Source organism: Rhodococcus sp. 06-156-4 (assembly GCF_002259345.1).
GTDB lineage: Bacteria > Actinomycetota > Actinomycetes > Mycobacteriales > Mycobacteriaceae > Rhodococcoides > Rhodococcoides fascians_E.
Genome location: NZ_NPGB01000008.1, coordinates 360,681 through 381,387, shown reverse-complemented (window position 1 = coordinate 381,387; position 20,707 = coordinate 360,681). Strand labels below are relative to the sequence as shown.

The following is a 20,707-nucleotide window of genomic DNA, read 5'->3' as shown; positions in this document are numbered from 1 at the left end:
CGGTGACCGCACCGGAGTTGGTGCTGACCGCGCGGCTCAACACGTCGGCTGCGGATGCGCGCCGAGGAGTCGTCCGGCTGCACCCGGAGGTGTTGGCGGCCCTCGGCATTCGCGAGTGGGACGCTGTTGCACTGATCGGCGCGCGCCGGACCTCGGCTGTGGTGGGCACAGCACCCGACGGAACCCCGCAGGGCACAGCACTGCTCGACGACGTCACGCTGTCCAACGCGGGCATCAAGGAGGACGGCTCCATCGCCGTCGCTCCCGTCACCGTGTACGGGGCCAGGACGGTGACGCTGTCCGGTTCGACGCTGGCCGTCGGATCCATTCCCGACGCGACGCTGCGCAAGGCCCTTCTCGGGAAGGTTCTGACTGCGGGCGACACCGTCTCGCTGCTGCCACGGGATCTCGGTCCCGGTACCAGCACGAGCGCCGCGACCCAGGCATTGTCACGTTCGTTCGGGGTTGCGTGGACCAGCGAGCTGTTGACGGTCTCGGCCACCGATCCGAGCGGAGGTCCGGTCAGCGTGCAACCCAACTCGGCCGTCAGCTGGGGCACCGGAGCGCGAACACCTGTGTCGGACAGGAACGAACAGCCACCCGCCGCAGCCGAGCCCGCGCCGGTCGAGGCCAAGGAGCTGGTCGGGGTGGCCGCTCAGCAGTCGAAGTTGACCGAGTGGCTTCGGTTGGCCCTCGACGAATCGGAACTGCTGGCCACGTTGGGTGCGTCGCCGCATCTGGGAGTCCTGATCACCGGTCCGGCGGGAGTCGGAAAGTCGACGCTCGCACGTGCGGTTCTCGCCGGCCGGCCGGTCGTCGAACTGGACGGTCCGTCGATCGGGGCACTGGAAGCCTCCGCGCGCGTCGACGCCGTGGCGTCCGCGTTCGAGCGGTTGCGCGCCGGCGGGGTTCTGCTCGTCACCGACATCGACGCGTTGCTGCCTGCGACTGCGGAACCGGTGTCCACTCTGGTGCTCGAGAAACTGAAACGGGGTGTCGACACGCCCGGAATTGCCTTGGTGGCCACCACCGCTCACCCCGAGGCGACCGACGCACGCCTGAGGTCGCAGGACCTGTGCGATCGAGAACTGACGCTCTCGCTTCCCGACGGCGCAGGCCGAACCGCTCTACTGGAACATCTGCTGCGCGCCTCCCCCACCGAGGGTCTGATCCTGGGTGACATCGCTCTGCGCACCCCGGGATTCGTCGTCGCAGATCTGGCGGCGCTGGTGCGCGAGGCAGCTCTGCGTGCAGCATCGCGAGCCAGCGCCGACAAGGCGGATCCGAAGATCCTGCAGAGCGATCTGCTCGGCGCCCTCGACGTCATCCGCCCACTGTCTCGTTCGGGTTCCGAAGAACTGGCGATCGGCAGCATCACGCTGGACGACGTCGGCGACATGGTGGAAACCAAGCAAGCCCTCACCGAAGCCGTACTGTGGCCCCTTCGGCATCCGGACTCGTTCTCGCGGCTGGGAATCGAACCTCCCCGCGGGGTTCTCCTCTACGGGCCTCCGGGATGCGGAAAGACGTTCCTGGTTCGCGCTCTCGCCAGTTCCGGCCAGCTGAGCGTGCACGCCGTCAAGGGTGCCGAGCTGATGGACAAGTGGGTCGGATCCTCGGAGAAGGCGGTGCGAGAGCTGTTTCAGCGCGCCCGCGACTCGGCGCCGTCGTTGATTTTTCTCGACGAGGTAGACGCGCTCGCACCCCGACGCGGACAATCGTCGGACTCCGGCGTCGGAGATCGCGTCGTCGCGGCACTGCTCACCGAACTCGACGGCGTCGAACCTCTGCGTGACGTCGTCGTACTCGGCGCAACCAACCGACCGGATCTGATCGACCCGGCGCTGCTGCGACCGGGCCGACTGGAGCGTCTCGTGTTCGTGCCACCCCCGGATGCCGACGCGCGCAAGGACATTCTGCGTGCCACCGGCAAAGCAGTCCCCCTCGCCGACGACGTCGATCTCGATGCCCTCGCCGAGGATCTGGACGGATACTCGGCGGCGGACTGCGCGGCACTCCTGCGCGAGGCCGCTCTGACGGCCATGCGCCGGTCGATGGATGCGGCCGACGTCACCGCAGCAGACGTGGCGACCGCACGCGCGACGGTGCGCCCCTCGCTCGATCCCGAGCAAGTGGCGCACCTCGAGGCCTACGGCTCGCGCACTTCGCCGTGAGTGCCTAGTTCCAGCGTGCGAGGATCTTGCTTGCCTCTCCGGCCAGCGCACCCTGGAAGAGCGGTCCGAAGCTGATCCGGCCGACTCCGAGCGAGGCGAAGTGCTTCAGATCGCCGTCCGCGGGGTTGGCGATGGCATTGATGGGCAGCGGAAGCTCCTCGGCCAGACGCTTGTAGTCCGCGTCGTTGTGGAAGCCGACAGGGTAGAGCGAGTCGGCGCCGGCGTCGGCGGCGAGCTTCAACCGGGCGATCGCGCGGTCGACGCGGTCGTTCTCGTCACCGATCTGCTTGACGAACAGGTCGGTTCGGGCGTTGAGGACGACGTGAACGTCGGTGGCGTCCGATGCTGCACGCAGCGCGCCCACGAAGTCGGCGTGCTCCTGAGCTTCACGCAGACGTCCACCTTCGCTGTGCACCGTGTCCTCCACGTTGAGGCCGACGGCGCCCGCGGAGACGAGGCCCTCGATGAGGCGCTTGGGGTCCTCGCCGTATCCGGACTCGATGTCGACGGACAGCGGGACGTCGACGGCGGAGGTGATCTGGGAGATGCGTGTGAGCAGCTCGTCGAAGGTGATGCCCTCGTTGTCGGGCTTACCGATGGAGTCGGACACCGGGTGGCTTCCGACGGTGAGTGCTGTGAATCCAGCCGAGACCGCGAGGTTGGCCGACCATGCGTCCCACACCGTCGGCAGCACGACGGGGTTTCCGGGCTGGTGGAGTTCGAGGAGGGTTGTTGCCTTCTGGGACAAGCTCGTCATGGAGACTCCTAATGCGTCGAGGCGGGAGAACGTGCGTTCTCCTACCGACAACGTACCCGCATCAGTCGATCAAATCGAGCGCTTGCATCCGGTCGAACACCATGAGCGACCCCGGAGCGACATCCGGCATCGACGCGTACTCGTCGCGAGTGAAGAAGCGAATTTCCGCGATCTCGCTGGTCGGCGTCGGTTCCGACGCCAATCCCGCGATGAAGCAATGGATCTCGAGCTCGGTTCCCGCGGGATGCCCCCACGCCTCGCACTCGAACACATCCAGCAGCCGAGCGTCGACCACCGCCGCGTCGAGCTCCTCGCGAATCTCACGGTGCAGCGCCTCGAGAGGCGTCTCGCCCGGATCGATCTTGCCTCCCGCCATGTAGAACGCCGACTTCCCCACCGAACGAGCCTGAATCATTCGTCGACCCCGGACGAACGCCAGCCCAGCAGTCCTGATCACTGGTTCCGCGGGATCAACGGCTTGTCCGCCCGCACCCTCAATTGCTGCACCGCCCAGGTGTTGCCGTCGGGATCGGCGAACCCGAAGAAGGTGCCCCCGTCCCTGTCGTCGAACACGGTGATCTCACCGGCCTCGACACCGCGGGACAGCAACTCCGCACGGGCGGCGTGCGCGTCGGACACGACGAGTTGCAGCCCCTTCAACGAACCCGGTTCCATCTCACGCTGCGACGCCAGCGACCCGACGACGATCGAGCATCCCGACCCTCGCGGCGTCAGCTGCGCAATGTGCATGTGCTCGTTGCGGGTGTCGTGGTCGAGATCGAACCCGACCTTGTCCCGGTAGAACTCGATCGACCGATCGAGGTCCGACACGGGTACGACGACCACTTCCAAAGTCCAGTCCACGACGGTCAGCTCCTTCCGAGGATCGCGTCGAGACGCTCGTACCCCTCGGAGACGCCTCTCTCCATTCCGCTCTGTGCCATTCCGTCGCGCGATTCGACGGACGGATAGGCCGACGCGATCTCGAGCCGAGTCCGACCGTCACCGAGGTCGACGAAGGTCAACGCCTCCAGGCTGACGACGTCGGGGAAATCCTCGTACTCGAACGTCTGGATGGCGAACTCGTTCTCCCGCACCACATGGAAGACGCCGCGGAATGCGAATGTCGCTCCTTCGGGGTTGGTGTGCACGTATCGGTAACTGCCGCCGGTCACGAACTCGTAGCGCTCGATCGCCATGGCGTATCCGTTGGGCCCGAGCCACTGCTCGATCAGCTCGGGTTCCTTGTGCGCCCGGAACACCGCCTCGACAGGAGCGTCGAATTCCCGGGTGATGGTGATGAACGGCAGGCCGTCGGGGACGGTGATGGCAACTGGATTCGTCATGACTTCTCCTTCTCGAAGTGTTCTTTCGACTCGCCTCTTGTTTGGATTCGTTCCGCAGGCTCCACTCACTCCTGTTTGGATTCGTTCCGCAGGCTCCACTCACTCTTGTTTGGATTCGCTCCGCAGGCTCCACTCACTCTGCGAGCAGCTTGTCGAGCTTTCGGAACTGCTGTTCGTGGATGATGCGGTACTTGTCGATCCACGCGGTGAGCTGTTCGAGCCGGTCGGGATTCAGGTGGACCGGCCGACGCTGTGCGTCTCGGGTCCTCGTCACCAGGCCTGCATTCTCGAGGACCTGGATGTGCCTGGACACCGCTTGCTTGCTGATCTCGAACGGCTCGGCGAGATCGTTGACCGTCTGCGGGCCGCGGCTCAAGCGGGCGACGAGTGCTCGACGGACCGGGTCGGCGAGGGCCGTGAAGGCTTCGTCGAGTCGATCGTCGTCGGCGGTTCGAGCGCCCATTGTCAACCACTTCCTTTATCAACTGAACTGTTGATTACAGTACGACGCGAACGCCTCCGAGTCAACGAAAAGGTGCAAACAGTACCGAATGGCAGCGCGTCGACCACGCAAAGTAGGATGGAGTGAACTTATACTCGCCGGCCGAGCACACGGCTCGCGAGCATATTTTCCGTTTGTTCGCCTACTCGACGCCGCCCCACGACCACCGCGTGATCCGCGCCAGGATCACGCGACCCGAGACGACGGAGTACGTTTTTGCTCGCTATTTTGCTCGCGCACACGGTTGCGGCCGTGTTCGCGCCCTTGTTGGTCCGCTGGTGGGGCCGTAACGCATTCTTTCCGCTTGCACTGGTGCCACTCGTCAGCCTGGTGTGGGTGTTCGCCAATTGGAACACCGAACAGTCTCTGAACATCGAGTGGGTCCCCGGCCTGTCGATGGACCTGGACATGCGGTTCGATTCACTGGCCGCGATCATGTCGCTGCTCGTGCTCGGTATCGGCGCGCTGATCCTCGTCTACTGCGCCCGGTACTTCGAGGACGACGAACCACGACTCGGCATCTTCGCCGCCGAGATGGTCGCGTTCGCCGGCGCCATGTTCGGACTCATCACCGCCGACAACATGTTGGTGCTCTACATCTTCTGGGAGATAACGACAGTTCTGTCGTTCCTGCTCGTCGGGCATTACGCCGAGCGCGCATCCTCGAGACGCGCCGCCACCCAGGCGCTGTTGGTCACCACCGCGGGCGGTCTCGCGATGCTCGTCGGAATCATCGTCCTCGGTCAGGTGGCCGGCAGTTACAACCTGTCCGACGTGGTCGCCGACGCCCCGTCGGGATGGCTTGCCGGCGTTGCCATCGTGCTGATCCTCATCGGTGCGCTGTCGAAGTCCGCCATCGTGCCACTGCATTTCTGGCTGCCGGGCGCCATGGCCGCACCGACACCCGTCAGTGGGTATCTGCACGCGGCGGCGATGGTGAAGGCGGGCATCTACCTCGTCGCTCGCCTCGCCCCGGGATTCGCCGATTCCGGCCCCTGGCGCGCGACGGTGATCACCCTCGGTCTGTTGTCGATGATCCTGGCGGGATGGCGTGCGCTGCGCGCATTCGATCTCAAGCTGATCCTCGCGTTCGGCACGGTCAGTCAGCTCGGCTTCCTGATGGTGCTGGTGGGCATCGGTTCCGAGAAGGCGATGCTCGCCGGTCTGACCATGGTCATCGCCCATGCGATGTTCAAGGCCGCACTGTTCATGGTGGTCGGCATCATCGACCACACGACGCACACTCGCGACATCCGCAAGCTCGCGCACCTGGGCAAGAAGGCACCGCTGTTGGGCGCCGTCGCCGCACTTGCCGCGGCCAGCATGGCGGGGCTGCCCCCGTTCCTCGGGTTCGTCGGCAAGGAAACCGCACTGTCGGCGGTCATCGACACTCCGACGCTCAATCCTGCCGTCGCCTGGATCGTCGTGGCGGGCATGGTCGTCGGGTCCATCCTGACCGTCACCTACAGCATCAGGTTCGTGTGGGGAGCGTTCGGGCGCAAGCAACTCAAGCGACCGAGCCCCGCGGTGAAGAACATGCACGAGCCCACGGCGCTCTTCCTCGCAGCACCGGCCTTCCTCGCTCTTCTGGGTGCAGCCGCAGGAATCTTCTCGCCCGTCGTCGACGCCATCGTCAGTCCGTACGCGGCCACCGTCGATTCCTACGGGCAGGCTCCGTACCACCTCGCCCTGTGGCACGGCGTCAACCTGCCGCTCGGGTTGACGGTCGTCGTCGTCACCGGCGGTGTCGGTCTGTTCATCGCGCACCGCATGGTCAACCGCCTCAAGTTCGAGCATCCGCCGCTCGGCAACGCGGACCGGGTCTACGACGCGGTGCTCAAGTCGATGGACACCATCTCGCTCCGTCTGACCGGCACCACCCAGCGAGGATCGCTGCCTCTGACGCAGGGAACGATCCTGCTGACGCTGGTGCTGCTTCCGATGGCGGTGCTGGCGTTCGGACGCGAACCCGGACTGGATTTCGTCCTGTTCGACACTCCACTTCAGGTCATCGTCTCGCTCATCATGATCTCCGGGGCGCTCGGCGCGACGGTGATGCGCAACCGCCTCGCCAGCGTCATCCTCGTCGGCCTCACCGGCTACGGCTGCGGCGTCATCTTCGCGGTGCACGGTGCACCGGATCTGGCGTTGACCCAGTTCCTGGTGGAGACGTTGACTCTGGTCGTCTTCGTGCTCGTGCTGCGGAAACTGCCCGCCGAGGTCGACGACCGGGGCGCAGCCGGGTCGAGGTTGCCTCGCGCAGCCCTCGCGATCGCCGTCGGCGCGACGGTCACCGTCCTCGGAGCGTTCGCGATGAACGCGCGCAGCACCGACCCGATCTCCCTGCAACTTCCCGACGCCGCCTACCTGCTGGGCGACGGCAAGAACATCGTCAACGTTCTCCTGGTGGACATTCGTGCGTGGGACACGCTCGGTGAGATCTCGGTGCTGCTCGTCGCGGCCACCGGCGTCGCATCGCTGGTGTTCCGCAACCGACGCTTCGGCAGCGCACCCCGCGTCTCGGATGCGCCGGCAACCGATTCCGACAGCCCCTCCGGCACCGACACGACGTGGTTGCTGGGCGGAGACCTGATCGATCCTCGGCATCGGTCGTTGATCCTCGAGGTCACGACTCGCCTGATCTTCCCGACGATCATGGTGCTGTCGGTGTACTTCTTCTTCTCCGGACACAATGCGCCGGGCGGCGGATTCGCCGGTGGACTGACCGCGGGTCTCGCGCTCGTACTGAGGTACCTCGCAGGCGGCCGATACGAACTCGGCGAAGCCGTTCCGATCGACGCAGGCAAGATCCTCGGCCTCGGCCTGATACTCGCGTCGGGCACCGCGATCGCGTCGATGTTCCTCGGCGCCCCGGCGTTGTCGTCGGCGACCCTCGAGGTGACCCTGCCGATACTCGGTGACATCAAGTTGGTCACCGCATTGTTCTTCGATCTCGGTGTCTACCTCATCGTGGTCGGTCTCGTACTCGACGTCCTCCGAAGCCTCGGTGCACGTCTCGACGCACAGGTGGAGATGCAGAGCCAGGTGAAGGCCCGATGACCGCGAACCTCGGCATGCTGATAGTCGTCGGCATCCTCGTCGCGACGGGGGTGTACCTGCTTCTGGAACGCTCGATCACGAAGATGCTGCTCGGACTCCTGTTGTTCGGCAACGGAATCAACATCCTGCTGCTGACCGTCGGTGGCCCGACGGGCAATCCCCCGATAGTCGGCCGAACGACGTCGATCCACGAGACCATGGCGGATCCGTTGGCGCAGGCCATGATTCTGACCGCCATCGTCATCACGATGGGTATCGCGGCGTTCGTGCTGGCACTCGCGTACCGCTCGTTCACGCTCAACACCAAGGACGACGTCGAGAACGACCCGGAGGACACCAAGGTCTCCAAGCGCCGATCCATGGCCGACATGCCGGACCGCGACCGGTCCGACGACCCGGTCACCGGTGAGCCGAGTTTCAGTGGCGACGCCTTCGACAGCCAGGGCAACCCGATTCCGATCGAGGAACTCAAGAACATCGAGGACCTCGAGTGCTACGAAGACTTGCACGAGGGTGACTTCGACGACGACGACGAACCGGACTTGAAGGGCCTCGACGGCATCGACAGCGCAGTGAAGGACACATCCAAACCCAGCGCCAAGAAGCGCAAGAAGGGAGGCTCCGAATGAGCATCCCCGCAAGCACCATCAGCGCTCTCACCCCGCTACCGGTCCTGATCCCCTTGTTCGCCGCAGCGTTGACACTCGTGGCGGGCAGGAGGCCACGGGCCCAACGCGTCATCACGATGGTCTCGCTGACGGCCATCGTCGTCGTGTCGGCATTCCTGCTGTACCTGGCCGACCGCGACGGAACGTTCGCGCTGCAGGTCGGTGGTTGGGACTCCCCGATCGGCATCTCACTGGTCGTCGACCGCCTCTCCGCACTGATGCTGCTGGTCAGCGCGATCGTGCTGCTGGCGGTCATGGTGTATTCCATCGGTCAGGGCATTCGCGACGGCAACGAGAACCAGCCCGTCTCGATCTTCCTTCCGACGTATCTGGCGTTGAGCGCGGGCGTGTGCAACGCGTTCCTCGCCGGCGACCTGTTCAATCTGTTCGTCGGATTCGAGGTTCTGCTCGCCGCGTCGTTCGTGCTGCTCACTCTCGGAGCCAGCGCCGACCGCGTGCGCGCAGGCGTCTCGTACGTCATGGTGTCGATGGTCTCGTCGCTGATCTTCCTGTTCGGCATCGCGCTGGTCTACGCCGCGACCGGCACGCTGAATCTGGCGCACATCGCCACCCGCCTGGACGACGTACCGTCGGGCACCAGGACGGCGATCTTCGCGGTCCTGCTCGTCGCCTTCGGCATCAAGGCTGCGGTGTTCCCGCTGTCCACGTGGCTTCCGGACTCCTACCCCACCGCCCCGGCCCCCGTCACCGCGGTGTTCGCCGGTTTGCTCACCAAGGTCGGTGTGTACGCGATCATCCGTGCACACACGCTGCTGTTCCCCGACGGAGGCCTGGACAACGTCCTGCTCGTGTGCGGTCTGCTCACGATGCTCGTCGGTATCTTCGGTTCCATCGCACAGAGCGACATCAAACGACTGCTGTCGTTCACTCTCGTCAGCCACATCGGGTACATGGTGTTCGGCGTCGCACTGTCCACGCAGTCCGGACTGTCGGGAGCGATCTACTACGTGGCGCACCACATCATCGTGCAGACGACGCTGTTCCTGGTCGTCGGTCTCATCGAGCGTCAGGCCGGGTCGTCCTCGCTGCGACGTCTCGGCGGTCTGGCCGCCGCGAGCCCCGTGTTGGCGATCATCTTCCTCGTGCCCGCGTTGAATCTCGGTGGTATTCCGCCGTTCTCGGGCTTCATCGGGAAGGTGGCGCTGTTGCAGGCCGGTAGCGCCGAGGGCAGCGTCCTCGCGTGGATCCTCGTCGCCGGCGGCACCATCACCAGCTTGCTGACGCTGTACGTGATGGCCCGCGTGTGGACGAAGGCCTTCTGGCGTGCGCGCGCCGACGCTCCCGAGGGAGACCTCGCGGACAACAGCCCGTCCGCTCTGCTCGACGATTCCAGCGACATCCAACTCGCGGACCGCGAGGACGTCGGCCGTATGCCCGCGTTCATGCTCATCCCGACGGTAGGGCTCGTCGCAGTCGGATTGGCGCTGACGGTCTTCGCGGGCCGCATCATCGACATCAGCGACCGCGCCGCCGCCGACCTTCGCGATCGCTCGGTCTACATCGACGCCGTACGAGGTGCCGAGTTCCTCGGAGACAAATCCATGGACCAGGTCGCCGGAGAAGAGGCTGGACGATGAAATATCTGAACCGCTTCGTCCTGCTGCGCCTGTGGATTCTCGGCTGGCTCACCGCCGTGTGGGTGTTGTTGTGGGGCAACGTCAGTGCCGCCAACGTCCTGGGCGGAATCGTCGTCGGCCTCGGGATCATGATCCTGCTTCCGTTGCCGAAGGTGCCCGTCGAAGGTCGAATTCACCTGTGGTCCTTGCTGAAGCTGACCTTCTGGTTCTTCTACTACGCCGCCGAGTCGTCGGTGAACGTCGCCTGGCTTGCGGTCCGCCCCAAGGCTCCGCCGGTCACCGGTGTTCTCCGCTGCCGCATCGCCATCAAGTCCGATCTGGTTCTCACGTTGTTCGTCGACGCCATGAATCTCGTTCCGGGAACCATGGTTCTGGAGATCGATCAGACCAGGCGCCTGCTCTACGTACACGTGCTGGACATGGGCAGCCAGAAGGCAGTCGATTCGTTCTACGCCTACGTACGTCACCTGGAGAAACTGTTCATCGCCGCGTTCGAGCGTGATTCCGACTGGAAGCCGAGCCCGCTTCACTTCCAGGAGTACGAGCGGTACCACGGAGTCCTGGGCGACGACATCGCGTCGGCACCGGGTACGGACGGCACTTTCCGGGACGACAAGAAGACCGACGACGAACGAAAGGGTGAGTGGAAGTGACCGTCGTACTTGCCGTTTCCGGCATCCTGCTCATCGCTGCAGCCGTCGTGACCGCCTACCGCCTGCTCGACGGGCCGAGCACACTCGACCGCCTCGTCGCCATGGACACCATCCTCGCGGTGTCGATGTGCGGGCTGGCGGTGTGGGCTGTCTACAGCGCCGACACCACCATCGTGCCCGCGATCGTCGCACTGTCGCTGGTGAGTTTCATCGGATCCGTCAGTGTCGCGAGGTTCAGGGTGAGGGACGAATGAACACGGTATTGGAAGTAATCTCGGGCATTCTGATTCTGCTGGGCGCGATCCTCGCGTTCACCGCGGCCGTCGGGATCGTGCGCTTCCCGGACACGCTGTCACGCATGCACGCCGCGACGAAGCCTCAGGTCGTCGGCCTGCTACTGGTGCTGGCGGGCGCCGTGATCCAACTGCGAGGCAACGTCGACATCTGGATGCTGGTGCTCGTCGGGGTGTTCACCCTGGTGACGGCTCCGGTCATCGCGCACACCGTCGGACGTGTCGCCTACCGCGAGCAGCGTGGTCGCGACGGACTGCTGATCGTCAACGAGATGGAGACGAACGAAGGGGACGATCGCTGACGGTGCTGTTCGCGAAGAACGTTGCGTAGAACATCCCGATCACCGATCCCATCGCGATCAGGATCAGCGGCCCGAACAGCTCCGGATACGTTCCCATGGGGACGGCGAGGTAGCGGTAACAGAGCAACAACCCCACCATCGTCGCGACGCCGAACGTGACCATCCGGATGCGGGCAGGATCTTTCAGCCCGCGCTCGGGGTCGCGCAGCACCGATTCGAGGGTCAGGCACAGTACGACGCCTGCGACCAGGTCGATACCGTAGTGATAGCCGAAGCCGAGCGTGGCGGCCAGGGTGCACACCAGCCACACCGTTCCACCCCATCGGAGCCACCACGGACCACGCCTCGAGTGGATGAACAAGCTGAGCGCCCAGGCGGTGTGCAGCGACGGCATGCAGTTACGGGGAGTCAGTTCGTCGAAACCGATGGCCGACGGCGATGCGTCGAACGGAACCAGCGTCGGCCAGTAGTTTCCGAGCTGGAACCCCTCGCCGGCCGAACCGAATGCGAAGACCGGGCCGACGACGGGGAACAGCACGTAGAAGACAGGTCCGACGAGGCCGATGAGAAGAAATGTTCTGACCAGGTAGTGCGACGGCCACAGTCCGGTGCGCGAGACGCCACGGAGTTGGTAGATCGCGATGGCGATGGCGGCGACCGGGAGCTGGATGTAGACCCAGTGCAGCACCGCGTAGACGATCGGGCCGAGCGCATCGAGCCAGCTTCCGACGATCCACGACGGGTTGCCGAGCGCGTGGTCGGCTAGTTGCGCGTACTCGTCCAGGACGTAGGGCCGGACGATGGTGGTGATCTGCAACCATGCGTCGCCGCCCTTGGTGGCGAGGATGAGCAGTCCGCCGAGGCAGACTGCTCGGATGCCGCCGGCGTCGCGGCGCCAGATGGTGAACACGGCCAATCCGGCCAGTGCGATCACGGCTCCGTTGCCGACGACGAACGGGTGACCGGCTTCCAACCGAGCGAGCGCGCCCACGGCATCGATCAGTACGGCGATTCCGAGTGCCCACAGCCGAATCGGCATGCGTACGCCGACGAGGGCCAACGCCAGACCGCCCCACGGCACGGCCATCGACTTGGGGGTGCCGAAGAAGTCGTTCCAGATACTCGGAAGCGGGCCGGGGAAACCCTTCCAGAACGCGACGACCTGCAGCGATGCGAGGAAAATCAGAACGACGACAGCGCCGACACCGTAGACGCGTAGTGCGCCCGGCGCCGCTCTCTCGACGTGTGACGTTCGCTCTTCCCCCTGAAGCACGTCGTTCATAGTAAACGGAGCATGAACGAAGAATTACATCCAGAAGGTCACGATCGAAGGTCGATCACCGGCGCAGTTCGTCCACCAGCGACTGCACCACGGTGCGAAGGTTTCCGTCGGAATCTGCCGCGACCTTGCGTTGACGTTGATACGACGCGCCCCGCCGGGGAATGTCGGCGACCGACGCCAACTCGTCGGCGCATCCGAGGCGCACCGCGGTGGGCGCGAGTCGTTCGAGGAGATCGTCAAGGTCGTCGGTGACGAGGCGCTCGTTGCTGTCCGCGTCGAGGATGATCTCGGCGTCGAGCCCGTACCGGGCCGCACGCCACTTGTTTTCCTGAACGTGCCACGGGGGCATGCTCGGCAGTGTCTCGCCTGCTTCGAGACGCTGGTCGAGGTCGACGATCAGGCAATGCGTCAGTGCGACCAGCGCGGCGAGCTCACGCTTGGTGGACGCGCCGTCGCACACTCGCACCTCGATGGTTCCCCACTTCGGCGCCGGCCGGATGTCCCAGTGCATTCCGCCGAGCTGTTCGATGACGCCGGTCTTCATCTGGTCTCGAACGAAGCCTTCGAACTGACCCCAGTCCTCGAACTGAAACGGCAGGCCCGCCGTGGGGAGCTGCTGGAACATCAGCGCCCGGTTGCTGGCGTATCCGGTGTCGTTTCCGGACCAGATCGGCGACGACGCCGACAGTGCCAGCAGGTGCGGATACTGCAGCAGCAGCGAGTTGAGAATCGGAAACACCTTGTCCGGCGAGGACACGCCGACGTGGACGTGCACGCCCCAGATCAGCATCTGCCTCCCCCACCACTGCGTGCGAGCGATCAACTCGTCGTAGCTCGGGGTGCTGGTGAGTACCTGCGTCGACCATTCCGCGAAGGGATGCGTGCCGGCACTGAACAGGTCGATGTTCAGCGGGGCCGCAGCGCGCCTGACCAGATCGAGCGACTCGCCCAGGTCGTCCATCGCTTCACCGACGTTCTCGCACACTCCGGTGACGAGCTCGACGGTGTTGCGCAGCAGCTCCTTCGTCACGCGCGGAGTCTCCGCGCCCGCCAGCTCGGTCACGCCGTCCATGACGTCGGCGGCCGAGTTGACGAGATCCAGCGAATCCTTGTCCACCAGCGCGATCTCCCACTCCACGCCGAGGGTCGGGCGCGGGGAGGAATTGAACGCAATGGCAGGAGCGGAGCCTGCGGAGTGACCCGATGCCGCAGGAGCGGAGCCTGCGGAGTGGGTGGGGCGGCCCGGCATGTGCGGGAACCGCTTATTCCAGGACCGCGCAGGCGGCGCGGCCACCCGCGTCGCCGGTCATGAGGGTGTTCATGTCGGGAACGGCGCCGCCGTCGGGCAGGGTGTAGCGCGGCGGGATGTTGGCGAAGTTGTCCGGGCCCTCGTGGATGATGACGGATCGTCCGCCGTCGGCGCGGAGGTCGTCGAGGGTGACGGCGTCGGTCGTGGTGACCAGCATGGCCGTTCCGTCCTCGCCGACCTGCAGCGATGTCAGGTCACCGCTGGAGGGGTGTTCGGTGCGGCCGTCGACCTGCAGGTGCCCGCCGGCGGACAGGAAGTTGCCGGGCTCGCCGCCTGCAGGTGCCACGGAGTTGGGCTCGCAGACGCCCGCGGTGTGGATGTGCAGACCGTGGAATCCGGGAGTGAGGCCTTCTGCTTCGACGGTGACGACGAGGTGGTCGCCCTCTTCGACGAACGAGACGGTGCCGACGGTGGTGCCTGCGGCGTTCTCGAACTCGGCTTCGACGGTGCCCTCAGGGCTGTCGGCGGCGACGCCGTGACCGGAGGGATCCTCGTGGCCGGTCCAGACGGGAGGCGTCGTGCCCGCTACGTCGGACGGGGTTTCCGGGGCCGTGCATGCGACCAGTCCGAATGCGGCGACAGCGACGACGGGAGTAGCGAAGCGCCACGACCTGATCGTCCGGGATCGGGCTGTGCTGGTCGATGCCATGGAAAATGCTCCTTCGTCGGACAGGCTGGGCGTTGCGTAGATCATAACTATCCCCGGTAGTAGTCCAGTCGGCAGTAGCCCGGTCGACACGTGGTCGGTCGGGGCTCTACTGGGTGACCATCACGACGACGCTGTCTCCGAACCCGGTCAGTGTGGCCGGCATGGCTTCGGCGGTGGCGCCCAGTTGTTGGGCTATCTCCTGCGCCGCGGCCTCCGCGCCGGAGGCGTCTCCGTAGTACACCGTGGTGGCGGGGACCTGGGTCTGGGCGTAGTTGCCCGTTTCGGCGATCGTCCAGCCCTGGGCGGTGAGCGTGTCCGCAGTGGTGGCTGCCAGACCGGAGACGTCGCTGTTGTTCAGCACGCGTACCTCGACCTCGGCCGGTGCGACGGACGTCGTCGGGGCGCTGGTGGTCGAGGCCGCCGGCGCCTGAGCTGCCGGGGAGGTCGCTTCCGCGACTTCGCTGGTGGCCTCGGGGGCGGCCGCTTCTTCACTGTCTCCGGAACCGGTCAACGACAGTGCACCGATCGCTGCGAACAGAATCGCGAGCGAAATGAGAACCATTGCCAAGGCGCGGAGCGGAGGGCCGGACGATTCCGGGTTGGGACTGCTCACACTGGAAGACACTAGTTGACGGCTAGACCTCGAAGCCGAGTCGCCTCGCAGCCCTTGCCTTCTGACGGCTCGCGCGGAGCCTGCGCAGACGCTTCACCAGCATGGGATCGGCTGCCAGTGATTCCGGGCGGTCGACGAGTGCGTTCAACACCTGGTAGTAGCGAGTCGCGGACATCGAGAAGAGTTCCTTGATGGCTTCTTCCTTTGCGCCTGCGTACTTCCACCACTGGCGCTCGAAGGACAGGATGTCGTGTTCACGACGGGTCAGGCCGTCTGCTCCGACCTCGTTGATGTCCCCCGTGTTTCCCGGTTGCTGAGACTGGTTCGAGTCACGCGCTGCTGCGCCGTCCATCTCACTCCTCGACTTCGCGGATCCGTGTCGACGGATCCCGATCCTGTGCCGTGATGCTGTCCTGTGCCGTCATGCCGGTCCCCACCTTTTGCCACGAGCCCCAGACCCGCGTCGACGCACCCGAGGGGCGGGCAGTCGGCACGAAATTACACACGTGTGTTTCGGTTGTTATTGAACCACGGTGCGCAGTGCTTGGGCACAGCTCGCAGGACGTGCGGCGAGTCGCGCCCCCTCACCGTGTGCACGGAGAGGGGCTTCACGCCAGTATTCTTGTCGACCATGGCAATTCTCCCGATCCGGATCGTCGGCGACCCGGTACTGCACACCCCCACCCGGCCCGTCACCGAGACGCCCGCCGAACTCGCCGACCTTATCGCGAACATGTACGACACTCTCGCCGCCGCCAACGGCGTCGGACTCGCCGCCAACCAGGTCGGCGAACCCCTTCGGCTGTTCATCTACGACTGCCCCGACGAGGGCGAGGACGGCAAGGTCGTCCGTCGCCGCGGCGAGGTGATCAACCCGGTTCTGGAGACGTCGGAGATCCCCGAGACGATGCCGGATCCCGAGGACGACGACGAGGGCTGCCTTTCGGTTCCCGGCGAGCAGTACCCCACCGGACGTGCGGACTGGGCACGCGTCACAGGCACCGACGCCGCGGGCGAGCCCGTCGACATCGAAGGAACGGGTTTCTTCGCTCGCATGCTGCAGCACGAGGTCGGGCACCTCGACGGTTTCCTGTACGTCGACGTTCTCATCGGCCGCAATGCGCGTGCCGCGAAGAAGGCGATCAAACGCGCCGGTTGGGGCAAGCCGGGTCTGTCCTGGGTCCCCGGCACCGTCGAAGATCCGTTCGGCCACGAGGACTGACGCGGTGGGACCGCGGGTCATGCTGCGCTACCGGCTGCCACCCGGCCACAGCCACCCGATGACGGACGTCATCGGCGAACTGATCGAGCACAGCCGGTCGGTGGTCGCGGTGCAGTCCGCGGACGGTCGCGAAGTGAGAGTCGCGCCCGATCGTGTCGTCGCGCTGAAGGAGCTCGGGCCGCGTCCGATTCGCACGTCGGAGATTCGATCGCTGGAACGTGCTGCCGCCGACGGCTGGCCCGGCGTCGAACAGGCCTGGATCGACGGCTGGCTCCTGCGCGCCGGGCACGGGTTCACCGGCCGGGCGAACTCCGCGTTGCCGGTGGAACCGTCGGCCGGTCATGTGTCCCTCGACGACATCGTCCGATGGTTCTCCGAGCGCGGCCTACCTGCCGTGCTCCTGCTGCCCGACCGACTGGGTTCACCGCCCGCCGGGTGGGTGACGCGGGACGAAACACTGGTCATGGCCGCGGACATCTCCCGGTTGGAGCTGCCCGTCGAAACTCTGTCGGTCTTCTCCGACGTGCCCGACGCCGACTGGCTCGGCGTGTACCGCTACCGCGGGCGACCCCTGCCCGACGGTGCGCTCGAGGTCATCTCGTCGGTGCGTGACGGTGTGGCGGCGTTCGGCCGGATCGGCTCGGCGTCCAGCGAGATGCTGGCGATCGGGCGTGCAGCGGTGACGGACGCGCCCGACGGTCGACGCTGGGTCGGTCTGACGGCCATCGAGGTCGCGGAGGCGCATCGACGGAACGGCCTCGGAACGAGGATCTGCGGCGAACTGGTCGCCTGGGGTCGCACGCAGGGTGCGACGCACGCGTACCTGCAGGTCTCGGCGGCCAATGCAGGCGCCGTGGCCATGTACGAGGGCCTCGGCTTCACCGAGCATCATCGCTATCGCTACGCCGACCTTATGTGAGCACCCGTTAGTCTGATCGCCGTGCGATTGGCTACCTGGAATGTGAACTCCGTCCGCTCTCGTCAGGATCGGATCGTGGATTGGCTGCAGCGATCCGACGTCGACGTGCTGGCGATGCAGGAAACCAAGTGCAAGGACGCGCAGTTTCCGTACGAGCGGTTCACCGAGATCGGGTACGAGGTCGCCCATGTCGGCCTCAGCCAGTGGAACGGTGTCGCCTTGCTGTCGCGGGTCGGGTTGGACGACGTGCAGATCGGCTTCGAGGATCAGCCCGGGTTCAGCAAGGACCCGGAGGTCGAGGCGGTGCGCGAGGCGCGGGCCATCGGAGCCACGTGCGGCGGGGTTCGCGTGTGGAGCCTGTACGTACCCAACGGGCGCGAGCTGGCGGATCCGCATTACACGTACAAGCTCGAGTGGCTCGCCAAGCTGCGGGCCGACGCTCAGGCCTGGGTGTCGGCGGACCCGGACGCGCAGATCGCGCTCGTCGGGGACTGGAACATCGCGCCTACCGACGACGATGTCTGGGATCCGGCGTTGTTCGAGGGCAAGACCCACACGTCGCAGCCGGAGCGGGATGCGTTCGAGTCGTTCGCGGAGGTCGGATTCACCGAGGTGACTCGGCAGTTCACGCCCGAGCCGCGGACGTTCACCTACTGGGACTACACGCAGCTTCGCTTCCCGAAGAAGCAGGGACTTCGTATCGACATGGCTCTGGCTTCCCCGGCTCTTGCGTCCCGGGTGACGGGCGCCTCGATCGATCGTGAGGAGCGCAAGGGCAAGGGTGCCAGCGATCACGCACCCGTCGTCGTCGATATTTCCTGACGATCACGCCCCGCAGCGACGTGGACCGCCAGCGCTGCTGCGCCGGCGAGAACGAGCAGTCCGTGCGCAACACGCAACCACGGGGGCGCGAAGAACTGCGGAAGAAACAGGACGAAGCCCGACGCGAAGAGCGCGGACTGCCAGCCGGGCACGCGCCGCGCAAGTGCAACGGTACCGATGGCCACGAGGATCAGTCCGGCACCGAACATCACCGTTTGTGTGGGGCCGTATCGGATGGGTTCGGCGAGGTCGATCAGCCGAAGATCGCCGGTGCTCAGCGCGTCGGATCCCAGCACGTGGAGTGCGAACGTCTCGGCGCCGTAGTACGGCAGTGTCAGTCCGACGCCGACCCACGTCGTCACTTCGGCGACGGCGCCGACGTTCATCGTGCGTACTGCGAGAGCGAGCGTGATGAACCCGAGCATCGCGCTGACGTGCGCCGCTACCCACAGTCCGGACGCGAACGCGTCGGCGCCGGCCTGCCCTGAATCGGAGGAGTAGGGCCTCAGAACGGGATAGACGGCGAACAGAACGCCCGTGGCGACCAGAAGCCCGACAGTCGATCGCATGCGTGCCCTCCTTCAGGATGCGAGAGCGGTGCTCTCGTTCTGAAGTGAGTATTCACCAGGCACACGGAGAAAACAAGAGCACTGCTCTCAGTCCGGTGCGACGAGATCGAGGAATTCCGGGTTCCGGGCCAGATAGCGCTGGACGTAGGTGCATACCGGAAGAATGGACCAGCCCCGGTCGCGTGCGGTGTTGAGTGCACCCCTGACGAGTACACCCGCCCAGCCGCGGTCACCGAAATCTTCCGTGACGACCGTGTGCATGAACGCCACGGAGGCGTCACTGCCTGAACGGCGGTAACCGAGGATGCCAATGAGATCGCCCCCGACGAAGAGGTCGAATCGGTGATGCTCGGCGTTGTCCACTATGCGAACCGACGCTGCCAGCGTGCTCGACGTGTGATCCATCCCCCGAGTAGAGCGGAGGTCGGCCCGTCACGAGGGACAGTCGGCTACTTGGATAGCAATTCGACGTCGCGCCGAACCCGGACCGTTACCGGACGACTCAGAGCGGAACGACCACGTCGGAGTAATCCGGATTGGCGGCGAGGAACCGCTGTACGTACGTACACACCGGCTTCACCTTCCATCCATACGAGCGCGCACTGTCGAGGGATCGGCGGACGAGGATAGCCGCGAGGCCCTGATGGCCGAAGTCCTCGGTGACGACGGTGTGCATGAACGACACGACGTGCGTACGGGCTCCGCGCTTCTGCGTGTTCTCGACTTCGAAGTAGCCGACGATTCCCACCAGATCACCGTTGAGCCGCAACTCGAAACGATTCTGGTCGGTGTTGATGGAGACATCAGCACTGGGAGTACTGGCAAGCATGGGTCACCTCCTTTGCATTTCCGGGATGTGCAGTGAAGCAGTTACATGTGACGTGCACCACTATTAAACATGCGATCAGATAGCTTGTCACCCGTTTGTAGCAACAAACCTTCGGTTCCGTAGGTATGCAACCTCCATGCAACACAGACCCTGGTATCGGTCATACAGAGTTTCCATCACCGTTGTGATGCAACAACATTCATGCACTACCGTGCATCTCCCGAAGGTGCGGTAAAACCGGGCGTCCTCCACACCGGCCGTGCCGGTACTGTCGCGATGTGAAGTTCCTACCGCTGCCCCCCAACGGCTCCACGCCGGTTCGCGCTCTGACCATTGCCGGGACCGATTCCGGCGGCGGTGCGGGCATCCAAGCGGACAGCCGCACCATGGCGATGTGCGGGGTGCACGCGTGCGTCGCCGTCGCCGCGGTGACCGTGCAGAACACCGTCGGCGTCAGTGGCTTCCACGAAATCCCGCCGGCCGTCGTCGCAGACCAGGTCCGCACCGTCGTCGGCGACATCGGAATCAGCGCCGCCAAGACCGGCATGCTGGCGTCGACAGCCATCATCGAAGCCGTCACCGATGTCTGCACCGAGGTCGGCATCGGTAAGAACGGCACGATCCCGCTCGTCGTCGATCCGGTGTGCGCGTCGATGCACGGTGATCCGCTTCTGCACGCGGAGGCGTTGGACGCCATCCGGAACGTTCTGATCCCCATCGCCACTGTCGTCACCCCCAATCTCGACGAGGTTCGCCTCATCACCGGCATCGACGTGATCGACGACGCCACCGCCCGCCGGGCGGCCGAAGCGCTGCATGCGTTGGGCGCGGGGTGGGCGATAGTGAAGGGCGGTCACCTACGCACGTCGACGACCAGCACGGACATCCTGTTCGACGGCGATACCTTCACCGAATTCTCCCGGCCGCGAATCGACACGGGCAACGATCACGGAGGTGGAGACACGTTGGCTGCCGCCATCGCCAGCGCGCTGGCCAACGGGTATTCGGTGCCGGACGCGGTCGCGTTCGGCAAGGACTGGGTCACCGAGTGCCTCGCGGCGTCGTACGACCTGGGCGCAGGCCACGGTCCCGTCTCTCCGCTGTGGAGGCTGCACGTCCAAAGCTCGTAGGGCGCGCTGG

At 65.4% G+C, this 20,707-nt stretch carries 24 protein-coding genes; 11 read left to right on the top strand and 13 right to left on the bottom strand.

The genetic code is table 11. The features are described 5' to 3' along the window. Positions 1-2 precede the first annotated feature (2 nt). Complete coding sequence (locus tag CH290_RS05080; RefSeq protein WP_033188688.1) at positions 3-2,174, top strand: AAA family ATPase; 2,172 nt, start codon at positions 3-5, stop codon at positions 2,172-2,174. A 4-nt stretch (positions 2,175-2,178) separates the two neighbouring features. Here CH290_RS05080 and CH290_RS05075 read toward each other — a convergent pair whose 3' ends face one another. From CH290_RS05075 to CH290_RS05055, 5 genes are all read right to left on the bottom strand, one after another. Next, positions 2,179-2,931: an isocitrate lyase/PEP mutase family protein gene (locus CH290_RS05075; RefSeq protein ID WP_019666629.1), complete on the bottom strand. Its 753-nt coding sequence runs from the start codon at positions 2,929-2,931 to the stop codon at positions 2,179-2,181. A gap of 61 nt (positions 2,932-2,992) precedes the next feature. Next, positions 2,993-3,346, bottom strand: a complete 354-nt coding sequence (locus CH290_RS05070; protein ID WP_033188689.1) for an NUDIX hydrolase — start codon at positions 3,344-3,346, stop codon at positions 2,993-2,995. A 38-nt stretch (positions 3,347-3,384) separates the two neighbouring features. Next, on the bottom strand, positions 3,385-3,795 hold the full coding sequence (locus CH290_RS05065; protein ID WP_033188690.1) for a VOC family protein: 411 nt from the start codon (positions 3,793-3,795) through the stop codon (positions 3,385-3,387). 5 nt (positions 3,796-3,800) lie between these two features. Beyond that, the gene (locus CH290_RS05060; RefSeq protein ID WP_019666632.1) at positions 3,801-4,277 is read right to left on the bottom strand and encodes an SRPBCC family protein; all 477 of its coding nucleotides are present in this window, start codon (positions 4,275-4,277) and stop codon (positions 3,801-3,803) included. Positions 4,278-4,410: 133 nt separating this feature from the next. Beyond that, positions 4,411-4,740 carry an ArsR/SmtB family transcription factor gene (locus CH290_RS05055; protein ID WP_020112587.1) on the bottom strand — a complete coding sequence of 110 codons (330 nt, stop codon included), beginning with the start codon at positions 4,738-4,740 and terminating at the stop codon, positions 4,411-4,413. A 255-nt stretch (positions 4,741-4,995) separates the two neighbouring features. Between CH290_RS05055 and CH290_RS05050 the strand changes: the two genes are divergently transcribed. From CH290_RS05050 to mnhG, 6 genes are read left to right on the top strand one after another with little or no spacing between them, the layout of a single operon-like run. Next, positions 4,996-7,839, top strand: a complete 2,844-nt coding sequence (locus CH290_RS05050) for a Na+/H+ antiporter subunit A (protein ID WP_026348063.1) — start codon at positions 4,996-4,998, stop codon at positions 7,837-7,839. Next, positions 7,836-8,468 (top strand): Na(+)/H(+) antiporter subunit C, encoded by a 633-nt coding sequence (locus CH290_RS05045; RefSeq protein ID WP_019666635.1) that lies wholly within the window; start codon positions 7,836-7,838, stop codon positions 8,466-8,468. The genes CH290_RS05050 and CH290_RS05045 overlap by 4 nt, the downstream gene beginning before the upstream one ends. Then, positions 8,465-10,105: a Na+/H+ antiporter subunit D gene (locus CH290_RS05040; protein WP_019666636.1), complete on the top strand. Its 1,641-nt coding sequence runs from the start codon at positions 8,465-8,467 to the stop codon at positions 10,103-10,105. Before CH290_RS05045 ends, CH290_RS05040 begins: the two co-directional genes overlap by 4 nt. Positions 10,106-10,110: 5 nt before the next feature. Then, positions 10,111-10,758, top strand: coding sequence for a Na+/H+ antiporter subunit E (locus tag CH290_RS05035; RefSeq protein WP_230594354.1), 648 nt, complete (start codon positions 10,111-10,113; stop codon positions 10,756-10,758). Further along, on the top strand, positions 10,755-11,012 hold the full coding sequence (locus tag CH290_RS05030) for a monovalent cation/H+ antiporter complex subunit F (protein ID WP_019666638.1): 258 nt from the start codon (positions 10,755-10,757) through the stop codon (positions 11,010-11,012). Before CH290_RS05035 ends, CH290_RS05030 begins: the two co-directional genes overlap by 4 nt. Continuing rightward, on the top strand, positions 11,009-11,353 hold the full coding sequence (gene mnhG / locus CH290_RS05025) for a monovalent cation/H(+) antiporter subunit G (RefSeq protein ID WP_019666639.1): 345 nt from the start codon (positions 11,009-11,011) through the stop codon (positions 11,351-11,353). Before CH290_RS05030 ends, mnhG begins: the two co-directional genes overlap by 4 nt. Here the strand turns inward: mnhG and CH290_RS05020 are convergent. From CH290_RS05020 to napA, 5 genes are all read right to left on the bottom strand, one after another. After that, the gene (locus CH290_RS05020; protein ID WP_033188691.1) at positions 11,316-12,635 is read right to left on the bottom strand and encodes a phosphatase PAP2 family protein; all 1,320 of its coding nucleotides are present in this window, start codon (positions 12,633-12,635) and stop codon (positions 11,316-11,318) included. The genes mnhG and CH290_RS05020 overlap by 38 nt on opposite strands. A 55-nt stretch (positions 12,636-12,690) precedes the next feature. Next, positions 12,691-13,884 (bottom strand): glutamate--cysteine ligase, encoded by a 1,194-nt coding sequence (locus CH290_RS05015; RefSeq protein ID WP_170947534.1) that lies wholly within the window; start codon positions 13,882-13,884, stop codon positions 12,691-12,693. Between the two features lie 13 nt (positions 13,885-13,897). Then, a complete protein-coding gene (sodC, locus tag CH290_RS05010; protein WP_026348065.1) occupies positions 13,898-14,593 on the bottom strand; it encodes a superoxide dismutase[Cu-Zn] in 696 nt (231 codons plus the stop codon). A gap of 106 nt (positions 14,594-14,699) precedes the next feature. Beyond that, entirely contained in the window at positions 14,700-15,155 is a 456-nt protein-coding gene (locus CH290_RS05005; protein ID WP_019666643.1) for a LytR C-terminal domain-containing protein, read from the bottom strand. A 73-nt stretch (positions 15,156-15,228) separates the two neighbouring features. Then, positions 15,229-15,558: a nucleoid-associated protein NapA gene (gene napA, locus CH290_RS05000; protein ID WP_019666644.1), complete on the bottom strand. Its 330-nt coding sequence runs from the start codon at positions 15,556-15,558 to the stop codon at positions 15,229-15,231. Positions 15,559-15,837: 279 nt separating this feature from the next. Between napA and CH290_RS04995 the strand changes: the two genes are divergently transcribed. The 3 genes from CH290_RS04995 to CH290_RS04985 are packed head-to-tail and all read left to right on the top strand — an operon-like array spanning position 15,838 to position 18,169. Then, positions 15,838-16,428 carry a peptide deformylase gene (locus CH290_RS04995; protein ID WP_019666645.1) on the top strand — a complete coding sequence of 197 codons (591 nt, stop codon included), beginning with the start codon at positions 15,838-15,840 and terminating at the stop codon, positions 16,426-16,428. Between the two features lie 4 nt (positions 16,429-16,432). Beyond that, positions 16,433-17,347, top strand: a complete 915-nt coding sequence (locus CH290_RS04990; protein ID WP_019666646.1) for an N-acetylglutamate synthase, CG3035 family — start codon at positions 16,433-16,435, stop codon at positions 17,345-17,347. Between the two features lie 21 nt (positions 17,348-17,368). Then, positions 17,369-18,169: an exodeoxyribonuclease III gene (locus tag CH290_RS04985; RefSeq protein WP_026348066.1), complete on the top strand. Its 801-nt coding sequence runs from the start codon at positions 17,369-17,371 to the stop codon at positions 18,167-18,169. On the opposite strand, the gene CH290_RS04980 is transcribed toward CH290_RS04985, so the two are convergent. The 3 genes from CH290_RS04980 to CH290_RS04970 form a co-directional block, all read right to left on the bottom strand. Next, positions 18,139-18,738 (bottom strand): hypothetical protein, encoded by a 600-nt coding sequence (locus CH290_RS04980; RefSeq protein ID WP_033188692.1) that lies wholly within the window; start codon positions 18,736-18,738, stop codon positions 18,139-18,141. The two genes, CH290_RS04985 and CH290_RS04980, sit on opposite strands and share 31 nt — an antisense overlap. Positions 18,739-18,825: 87 nt before the next feature. After that, on the bottom strand, positions 18,826-19,143 hold the full coding sequence (locus CH290_RS04975; protein WP_020112592.1) for a GNAT family N-acetyltransferase: 318 nt from the start codon (positions 19,141-19,143) through the stop codon (positions 18,826-18,828). A gap of 97 nt (positions 19,144-19,240) precedes the next feature. Next, a complete protein-coding gene (locus CH290_RS04970; RefSeq protein WP_019666650.1) occupies positions 19,241-19,567 on the bottom strand; it encodes a GNAT family N-acetyltransferase in 327 nt (108 codons plus the stop codon). A gap of 278 nt (positions 19,568-19,845) precedes the next feature. Between CH290_RS04970 and thiD the strand changes: the two genes are divergently transcribed. After that, positions 19,846-20,697, top strand: coding sequence for a bifunctional hydroxymethylpyrimidine kinase/phosphomethylpyrimidine kinase (gene thiD, locus CH290_RS04965; RefSeq protein ID WP_019666651.1), 852 nt, complete (start codon positions 19,846-19,848; stop codon positions 20,695-20,697). The last annotated feature ends 10 nt before the right edge of the window (positions 20,698-20,707 follow it).

Bases quoted from the DNA above. Each gene is read 5' to 3' on its own strand.
- CH290_RS04970 (WP_019666650.1), bottom strand. From the start codon at position 19,567: ATGCTTGCCAGTACTCCCAGTGCTGATGTCTCCATCAACACCGACCAG.
- CH290_RS05075 (WP_019666629.1), bottom strand. From the start codon at position 2,931: ATGACGAGCTTGTCCCAGAAGGCAACAACCCTCCTCGAACTCCACCAG.
- CH290_RS04995 (WP_019666645.1), top strand. From the start codon at position 15,838: ATGGCAATTCTCCCGATCCGGATCGTCGGCGACCCGGTACTGCACACC.
- CH290_RS05015 (WP_170947534.1), bottom strand. From the start codon at position 13,884: ATGCCGGGCCGCCCCACCCACTCCGCAGGCTCCGCTCCTGCGGCATCG.
- CH290_RS05045 (WP_019666635.1), top strand. From the start codon at position 7,836: ATGACCGCGAACCTCGGCATGCTGATAGTCGTCGGCATCCTCGTCGCG.
- CH290_RS05020 (WP_033188691.1), bottom strand. From the start codon at position 12,635: ATGAACGACGTGCTTCAGGGGGAAGAGCGAACGTCACACGTCGAGAGA.
- CH290_RS05040 (WP_019666636.1), top strand. From the start codon at position 8,465: ATGAGCATCCCCGCAAGCACCATCAGCGCTCTCACCCCGCTACCGGTC.
- CH290_RS04980 (WP_033188692.1), bottom strand. From the start codon at position 18,738: ATGCGATCGACTGTCGGGCTTCTGGTCGCCACGGGCGTTCTGTTCGCC.
- CH290_RS05005 (WP_019666643.1), bottom strand. From the start codon at position 15,155: ATGGTTCTCATTTCGCTCGCGATTCTGTTCGCAGCGATCGGTGCACTG.
- CH290_RS05070 (WP_033188689.1), bottom strand. From the start codon at position 3,346: ATGATTCAGGCTCGTTCGGTGGGGAAGTCGGCGTTCTACATGGCGGGA.
- CH290_RS05060 (WP_019666632.1), bottom strand. From the start codon at position 4,277: ATGACGAATCCAGTTGCCATCACCGTCCCCGACGGCCTGCCGTTCATC.
- mnhG (WP_019666639.1), top strand. From the start codon at position 11,009: ATGAACACGGTATTGGAAGTAATCTCGGGCATTCTGATTCTGCTGGGC.
- CH290_RS04975 (WP_020112592.1), bottom strand. From the start codon at position 19,143: ATGGATCACACGTCGAGCACGCTGGCAGCGTCGGTTCGCATAGTGGAC.
- napA (WP_019666644.1), bottom strand. From the start codon at position 15,558: ATGGACGGCGCAGCAGCGCGTGACTCGAACCAGTCTCAGCAACCGGGA.
- CH290_RS05055 (WP_020112587.1), bottom strand. From the start codon at position 4,740: ATGGGCGCTCGAACCGCCGACGACGATCGACTCGACGAAGCCTTCACG.
- sodC (WP_026348065.1), bottom strand. From the start codon at position 14,593: ATGGCATCGACCAGCACAGCCCGATCCCGGACGATCAGGTCGTGGCGC.